Below are 8,396 nucleotides of genomic sequence, written 5' to 3'. Positions count from 1 at the left end.
AGTAGGCGTTGTTCCACTCCTCGGCCTTGTCGTTGTCGATGAGCGTGAGCCTGACGCCGTACTTCTGCTCCAGGGCCGCCTTGCGCTCGTAGACGACCTCCTTGCGGTAGCCGACGATGACCCCGACCTCGGTCAGCCCGATCTCGGCGAAGTTGGCGAGCGTCAGGTCCAGGACCGTCACGGCGTCCGGATCGCCCTCCGCTCCCACCGGCACCAGTGCCTTGGGCAGGGTGTCGGTGTAGGGGCGCAGACGGCGTCCGGCGCCGGCCGCAAGCACGAGGCCTATCATCGCGGTTCTCTCCTTACGTTCCCCGGGTCCGACCGAGTCGGGGATGTGTCATCTCGGCGGCAGAACTCATCGACGGGCCCGTCCACGCACGGCGGACGCGGCCCTCGGGACAAGGGTGTGGTCCTGCCCACGGGAGACAGGACCACACAGCGTAGACGGACGCTCAGCCCTCGTCGGTCCCGGCCGTGACCGAGGACTGCGGCTGCTGTGCCGCGGCCGCGGTCTTCTTCGACGCCGGCTTCTTCGCCGTCGTCTTGGCGGCGGCCGTCCTGGTGGTCTTGGCCGCCTTCTTGGCCGTCGTCTTCTTGGCGGCGGTCTTCTTGGCCGTCGTCGTCTTCTTGGTGGCGGCCTTCTTCACCGTGGCCTTCTTGGCCGCCTTGCGGGCGGTCTTCTTGGCCGGAGCGGCCTCGGTTTCCCCGCCGGTCCCGCCGACGGGCTCACCGGGCGCCTCTGCGGCTGCCGACGCCGGTTCCTGTGCCGCGGCCGACGGGACGACCACGACGGCCGTGTCCTCGGACGCGGTGGACGTGCTCGGCTTACGCACCGCGCGGCGGCGCGGGCGGGCCGGCGCCTCGGGCTCCGCCGGGGCGGCCGCCTCGGCGGGTGCCCCCTCGGCCTCCGGCCGCTCCTCCGCCTTCACGGACTCCGCGACGGTCACCACCGCGGCCTCCGCTCCCGCCGGGGAACCGGCAGGCGCGGACACCTTGCGGGTGGCCCGGCGACGCGTGCGTCCCCTGGGGGCGGCCTCCTCGGGCACCACGGCGTCCTCGACGGCCGCGGGCTCGGCCAGCGCCTCGGCTGCCGACTCCGGCTGCACGGGACGCTCGGCCTCCTCGGCGGCCGTCACGTCCTGGGCCGTCGGGGTCTGGGAGGTCGAGGTCCGGGCCGTGACGGCTTCCTCGGCCTGCACGGGCTCCTCGGCCCGATTCCGGTCGGCCGGGGCGGCCTCCCGCCTCGGCGCGCCCGCCGGTGCGGACACGCGCCGGCTCGCCCGGCGGCGGGTACGCCCACGGGTGGCCGCGGCCTCCGCCTCGGCGGCGCTGCTGTACAGCTCCTCGTCCGGCGTGAACTCGGGGGCGGGAAGCGCGACCGGCTCGGCCGTCTCGGCGGCGACCTCGGCCACCGCCTCCGCCTCCGCCTCCTGCTCGGCCGTCTCGGCGCCCGCGAGGGCCTCGTGCTCGTGCGGCTGCTCCGCCGCACCGGCCCTCGCCCGCTTCCTGCGCTTGCCGCCACCGCCCGCGGCGGCCGGCTGGTCCAGGTGCACGAGGACACCGCGCCCGTTGCAGTGGACGCAGGTCTCCGAGAACGACTCCAGCAGACCCTGGCCGACCCGCTTGCGGGTCATCTGCACCAGGCCCAGCGAGGTCACCTCGGCGACCTGGTGCTTCGTACGGTCCCGGCCCAGGCACTCGAGCAGGCGCCGCAGCACCAGGTCCCGGTTGGACTCCAGCACCATGTCGATGAAGTCGATGACGATGATGCCGCCGAGGTCGCGCAACCGCAGCTGGCGCACGATCTCCTCGGCCGCCTCCAGGTTGTTCCTGGTGACCGTTTCCTCGAGGTTGCCGCCCTGACCGGTGAACTTGCCGGTGTTGACGTCGACGACGACCATCGCCTCGGTCCGGTCGATCACCAGCGAACCGCCGCTGGGCAGCCAGACCTTGCGGTCCAGCGCCTTGGCGAGCTGCTCGTCGATCCGGTACGTGGCGAAGACGTCGACCTCGCTGGTCCACCTGGACAGCCGTTCGGCGAGGTCCGGCGCCACGTGCGACACGTACCCGTGGATGGTCTCCCAGGCGTCGTCACCGCTGACGATGACCTTGGTGAAGTCCTCGTTGAAGATGTCCCGCACGACCCGGACGGTCATGTCCGGCTCGCCGTACAGCAGCGTCGGCGCGCTGCCGCCGTTCTTGGACTTCTTCTTGATCTCCTCCCACTGCGCCTGGAGCCGCTCGACGTCGCGGCGCAGCTCGTCCTCGCTCGCGCCCTCGGCGGCGGTGCGCACGATGACGCCCGCGTCCTCGGGGACGATCTTCTTGAGGATGGTCTTCAGCCGGGCCCGCTCGGTGTCGGGCAGCTTGCGGCTGATGCCGGTCATCGAGCCCTCGGGGACGTACACGAGGTAGCGGCCCGGGAGGGAGACCTGGCTGGTGAGGCGGGCGCCCTTGTGGCCGATCGGGTCCTTGGTCACCTGGACCAGGACCGACTGGCCGGACTTCAGCGCGGACTCGATGCGGCGCGGCCCGCCGGACATGCCGAGCGCCTCGAAGTTGACCTCGCCGGCGTAGAGCACGGCGTTGCGGCCCTTGCCGATGTCGATGAAGGCGGCCTCCATCGACGGCAGCACGTTCTGCACCTTGCCGAGGTAGACGTTCCCGACGTACGAGGTGGCCTGCTCCTTGTTGACGTAGTGCTCGACGAGCACCCCGTCCTCCAGGACGCCGATCTGCGTACGGTCGCCGTACTGACGGACCACCATGACGCGCTCGACGGCCTCACGGCGGGCCAGGAACTCGGCCTCGGTGATGATCGGCACACGGCGGCGGCCCTGCTCCCGGCCCTCGCGGCGGCGCTGCTTCTTCGCCTCCAGACGTGTGGAGCCCTTGATGGACTGCACCTCGTCCGACGGTTCGGCCGCCTTGCGCGGCTCGCGCACCTTGACGACGGTGCGCTCGGGGTCGTCGGTGGTCGGCTCGCCCTCACCACCGCTGTCACCGGCCCGGCGACGGCGGCGACGACGGCGGCGGCTGCTGCTGGAACCGCCGGAGTCCTCGCGGTCCTCGGCGTCCTCCTCCGTCTGCTCGGCGGTGTCCTCGGCGTCCTGGGCGGCCTGCTCGGCGGAGGCCCGCTCGGTGTCGGTGTCCTCCTGCTCACCGCCGTCGGCGTCGGCCTCGGCGAACTCACCGCGACGGCGGCGACGGCCACCGCGGCGACGGCGGCGACGCGAACCGGAGGACTCGCTGTCGTCCTGGTCGTCGGCGTCGGCATCGGCGTCGGCGTGGTCCTCGGCCGACTCCCCGGCCTCCTCCGCCTCGTCGCCGGCACGGGTGGCGGGAGTGGCCCCGGCAGCCGGTGCGGCGGCCTCGGTCTCGTCGCCCGCGCCCCGACGCCGGCGACGGCGGCGGGAGGCGGCGGACGGCTCCTCCGTGAACTCCTCGGTCTCCTCCTCCGGCTCCACCGGTTCGGGGACCTCGGCGGCCGCCTCGGCGGCGGCCCGCTCCGGGGTCTGGAAGCGGGGCTCGGTGAAGACCGGCGGCTGGAACACGGCGACGGCCGGGCGCGCGGGGCGCCGCGGCGAGTCCTCCGCCTCGGCGGTCTCAGCGGCTGCCCGGGCCGTGCGCGCGGGCTCGGCGAACCCGGCGGCGGCCTTGCGGACGGCGCGACGGCGGCGGCGCGGAGTGGCGTCGTCGGCGGGGGTCCCGGCGGCCTCGGGGCTCCCGGCGGCCTCGGGGGCCTGCTCGGTCTCGCCGGGGGTCTCTGTCTGCTTCTCGTTCTCGGTCACCGGGGCCTCCTCGGCGGTCGGGGCGGCCTGCGCGGGCTCACCCGCGTCGTCTGCTGCCGCCTCGGCGGCCACCGACGTACCGGCGGGCGCGGAGGCACGCCGCGAGGTGCGGCGCCGGGTGCGGCGCGGAGCGGTGTCTTCGGCGGTCTCAGGGGTTTCGGAGGGCTCCGTGGCTGCGGGAGCAGCGGGGGCCTCGGCAGGTTCTGCCGGGGTCTTCGCCGTCTGGACGCTGTCCGCGGTCTCGGCCGCCGTCGCCGCAGGCGTGGCCGCGGTGCGTGTGGCACGGCGCCGGGTGCGGCGCGGGGCGGCGTCCTCGGCGGGCTCGGCGGTCCCGACGTCCTCGGCCGACGCGGCGGGCTCGGCGGGCGCCGAATCCCCGGCCGCTCCGGTGGTCGCCGCGGGCGAGGTCACCGTGCGTGTCGCACGACGACGGGTGCGCCGGGGAGCGGCATCCTCGGCGGGCTCGACGTCCTCGGCCGGCGCGGCGGGCGCGGAGGTCTCCGCGGGCGCCGAATCCCCGGCCGCTCCGGTGGTCGCCGCGGGCGAGGTCACCGTGCGTGTCGCACGACGACGGGTGCGCCGGGGAGCAGCATCCTCGGCGGAGTCGGAAGCGACGGCCGGCTCGGGTGCCGGAGTGGTCTCCGGGGCGGCCGGAGTCGTGGACACGACCGTCTCGGCGGCCTCCGCCGACGCCGGTGCGCCGGTGGGCGCGGCCGCACGGCGGACCGCGCGACGACGCCGGGGCGCGGCGGCCTCGGTCTCCTTCTCCCTCTCGTTCCCGGCGCTCTCCTGGCCGTCCACGAGCTCATCGGGCTCGGAGGGCTCAGGGACGTCGGCGGCTTCCACGGCCCCGGCCGTCTCCGCGTCCGCTATGGCCGCCGCGACGGTCTCGGCCGTCGCCTCGGCCGTCGCGGCGGGCGGGCCCGCCGGGCGGGACGCGGCACGGCGCCGCCGCCTCGGCGGCAGGGTGTCGCTGGGGGTGTTCGGTTCGGAGCCCTCGGTGGGCTCGATCGGTTCGAGCATGCGGGCGTTTCTCCCGTCAGGCTCCCGGGCGCCGCACCTGGTCCGGCGATGCCGGTGACGTCCGCGGCTCGCGCGATGCGCGGTTGCCGCCGTCCGGGGCGCGGGCGCCGCACGGGAGCTCTCTGTGTCCTGTCTCGCCGGTTCCGTACGCCGAATGCGTACGGCCTGGCGAAAGTCTTCTGGTCGGTGCGCTGCCCGACCCAGGTGGCTCCCGAGTTCGAGGGCGGCGCTTACGACATCCGTCCCTACGCGGGACCTTCCTTACGCCGGCGCCGTCGCGGCGGCAGCGGCGCCGGCCGGATACGGCTCGGTCGCTACTGCCTCGCGGTCGGGCGCGAGCGGGTCGGTCACCGTGCCGGTCTCTTCATCGAACAGCCCCTGCGCCAGCCTGGTCACCGCTACGGGGACCGGCGGCGCCAGGTCGGCCACGGCGCGGAGACCGGACAGGACGTCGTCGGGTCGTACGGCAGGCGTCACGTGCCGAACAACCAGCCGCAGTATCGCACAGGGCCGGCCGGTCGGCCTATCAGGCTGCGACGCGTCCGCTTCCGCGCTCTCCAGGGCCACGACCGCGGAGCGGGCGTCGAAAGTGCGGACGCCGTTCTTGGTCCGGCGCTGGACCTCGACGGTCCCGGCCGCGTTGAAGACGTCCACCGCGCGGCGGGCGTCCGCGGGGGCCACACCGTCCAGCCGCAACTCCCACACGGAAGCCGTCAGCCGGTCGGCGAGGCCCGGTGTCCGGGCGTCGACCGCCTCGACGATGTCGAGCCCGGCGGGCATCGACTCGTCGAGAAGGGCCCTCAGCCGCTCGGGGTCGCGCGGCTGGGTGAGCGCGATCTCCAGGTACTCCGCCTCACTGCCCGTGCCGGTGGGTGCGGCATTGGCGTACGACACCTTCGGGTGCGGCGTGAACCCCGCCGAGTACGCCATCGGCACCTCGGCGCGGCGCAGCGCGCGCTCAAAGGCACGCTGGAAGTCACGGTGGCTGGTGAACCGGAGGCGGCCGCGCTTGGTGTAGCGCAGTCGGATGCGCTGCACCGCGGGTGCGGGCGGCGGGCCTTCGGGCTGTCGCTTGCCCAGTGGATCTTCTCCTCGTTGTCAGGAGGCGCTGGTGTGCGCCTCCCTTCTAGCGTACGGCCGTACGACGACGTCCCTGATGTCCCGGCCGGGCACCGGGGCCGTGGCCCCTCTCGCCGTGGTCCCTCTCAGGGTACGTGCAAGCCGTGCCGCTGGTTCCCGGCGACCGGACGGCCGCGGCGTCCGCGACGGCGACGCGTCGTCCAGTTGCCGCGGCCGATGGACGCCGCTCCGAAGGCGAGCCGAGAACGCACCGCGGTGCCCCGAAGGCACTGGTCAGCGCTTGGTCAACAGTTCCTTGGCGTCACTCGCCTTTCGCGCCCCGCGCCCCCGCGTCAGTTCACGCTCTTCCTGCGGACGGGGCCTCCCGGGCTCACCGAAGAGAGCCCGCCGGAGGTCGGCACGGGTCTGACGGACGGCCGTACGGGCGGAGGCGAGGGCCTGACGTGTGGCACGTCCCACACGACGCCCCGCTTCGGCGACCGGCCGCAGCACGGCGTCGCGCACCGCATGCCCCACCGGAGTCAGCACACTCCGGTACACCCACCGCGCGGGCTCCACGAAGATCCACCGGAAGAGCGCCGCGAGGAACCGCCCCACGGCGAGCGAGATGTACCCGGCGACCCGCCAGGCGTGCTGGAACGCGGCCCCGACCTCCCGCGCCACGACACCGAGCACCCGCCCGGCCGGCGCCAGAACCCAGCGCCAGACCGCGAGCCAGGGCAGCACCAGCACAATCCGGGCCGTCCAGTACAGCCCGGAGCCGATCCCGGTGACGATCACCGTCACCAGCCACAGGAGCCCTCTCCCGCACCAGGCAAGCCCTTTGCCACACCACACGGCCGCGTGCCCCACCGGCGTCAGGATCCACCGGTACACCCACGCCGAGGGCACGACGACGAGATACCGCCCCATCCACACCAGACCCGCCCGCACCCCGGCCCCGACGACGACGAGCACCTGCCCGATCGGCGTCAGCACACGCGCGTACACCCATGCGGCCGCGTGCCCGAGCGGAGTCAGCACATACCGGTGGACCGCCACGGACGGAAGGACGACAAGCACCCTCCCGAGCCATGCCGCTCCCCACCCCAGCGGCACGAGCACATGGCGCCACAGCCCCACGAGCGGCCACACGAACACCGCCCGCCCCATCCACAGCAGGGCCCGCCCCAGCGGCCGGAACACGGTGTCGTTCAGGAACCGCCCGGCGACGACGAGCGCGTCCCAGACCATCCGCACCGGCACGACCAGCACGAGCACCACGATCCGCACGGGGATGCGGATCGCCACGACGAGGCACCCCTCACGGTCCGCGGGCACCGGCGACTTCTCGACGTCCATACCGGCGTAGACGCCGGAGCGGCCCGCGCGGATCCCGCATCCACACGGCAATGATCCTCATACCTGAACGCCAGTCGGAAAGAAGGAGTTCCAAGATTTATATGAAGCAATTATCCCGTCGGCCGTTCACTCCTTTGCCACGCATCCAAGTGAAACGGCCGCCGTTAGTCGCTATATGAAGGAAAGCAGGTCAGGGCCACTCCCGCGTCATGTCACAGAAACGCTGTCGACTGATCCCGCCGGCCCGATGAATCAATTCTGACATGAATGATGAACGCTACGACCAGCTCTGGTACGGCGCCGACGTCCCGGACCAATTCAACGAAGCGGGCACCGGACGGCACCGGGCCGGAGCCGTCTACGCGGAGCCGGTGGTACCCGCCGTCCCGCCCTGGGACCCGGCCGAGGAACCGCCCGTCCCGCCCTGGGACCCGGCCGAGGAACTGGCCTATCTGCTCCAGGAGGCCCGCGGCGAGGAATACGGCAGAACCGTGCCGCCCCCGCGCGAGGAAGCCTCGGTCACCACACCCCCCGCCGGCAGCCCCATGGGCAACCTGCAGGAGATCACGGCCGAGCTGCCACCCCTGCGCGCCACCCCACGCGGCCACCGCAAACCCCCGCGCAAACGCCCCGACGCCCTGCGCGTCGCCAGCTACGTCATCGCCGCCATGGCGGCGGTCACCGTGTCGATGGTGAGCGTCTTCAGCGGCGTGGTCACCTACGAACCCCTGCTCCTCGTCACCACGGCGCACAGCAGCGGCAGTTCATCCGCCTGGTGGCCCATCCTCGTCTACGGCCCCTGGCTGGCGGGTTCCTTCTCCATCCTCCGCGCGGCACTGCACCAACGACGCGCCCTGCACTCCTGGTTCGTCGTCCTGCTCTTCTCCTCCGTCGCGGTCCTCCTCTGCGTGGCCCAGGCCCCCCATACCCTCACCGACACGGCCGCCGCCGCACTCCCCGGAGTCGCCGCCCTGACCTGCTTCCAGCAGTTGGTCCGCCAGATCACCCTCACCCGCCCACCCCGTCGCACCGTCACCCCCCGCCACCGCATCCGCCCGTACGGCCGCGAGGTCCCTTAGGCCCGGCCTTCCACGGAGAAGGCGGCCCCCGCCATCGACGAGGGCCGCCTTCTCCGTGCCCGCCCAGCACGAGCGCCAGTGC

At 73.5% G+C, this 8,396-nt stretch carries 5 protein-coding genes; 1 reads left to right on the top strand and 4 read right to left on the bottom strand.

The window, feature by feature from the left end:
• The 4 genes from ACZ5C2_RS16755 to ACZ5C2_RS16740 form a co-directional block, all read right to left on the bottom strand.
• Positions 1 to 289 (bottom strand): sugar phosphate nucleotidyltransferase (locus ACZ5C2_RS16755; RefSeq protein WP_468791027.1); only part of this gene is annotated, 289 nt, incomplete at its 3' end.
• Between the two features lie 163 nt (positions 290 to 452).
• Positions 453 to 4,814, bottom strand: coding sequence for an Rne/Rng family ribonuclease (locus tag ACZ5C2_RS16750; RefSeq protein WP_468791025.1), 4,362 nt, complete (start codon positions 4,812 to 4,814; stop codon positions 453 to 455).
• 261 nt (positions 4,815 to 5,075) lie between these two features.
• The gene (locus ACZ5C2_RS16745; RefSeq protein WP_468791023.1) at positions 5,076 to 5,852 is read right to left on the bottom strand and encodes a TIGR03936 family radical SAM-associated protein; all 777 of its coding nucleotides are present in this window, start codon (positions 5,850 to 5,852) and stop codon (positions 5,076 to 5,078) included.
• Positions 5,853 to 6,167: 315 nt separating this feature from the next.
• Positions 6,168 to 7,235, bottom strand: a complete 1,068-nt coding sequence (locus ACZ5C2_RS16740) for a hypothetical protein (RefSeq protein WP_468791021.1) — start codon at positions 7,233 to 7,235, stop codon at positions 6,168 to 6,170.
• Between the two features lie 263 nt (positions 7,236 to 7,498).
• Between ACZ5C2_RS16740 and ACZ5C2_RS16735 the strand changes: the two genes are divergently transcribed.
• A complete protein-coding gene (locus ACZ5C2_RS16735) occupies positions 7,499 to 8,314 on the top strand; it encodes a hypothetical protein (protein ID WP_468791019.1) in 816 nt (271 codons plus the stop codon).
• The last annotated feature ends 82 nt before the right edge of the window (positions 8,315 to 8,396 follow it).

It is taken from the genome of Streptomyces sp. NPDC031365, assembly GCF_055569765.1.
The sequence above is the reverse complement of the archived record's forward strand: the minus strand, read 5'-3'. Positions and strand labels throughout refer to the sequence as shown.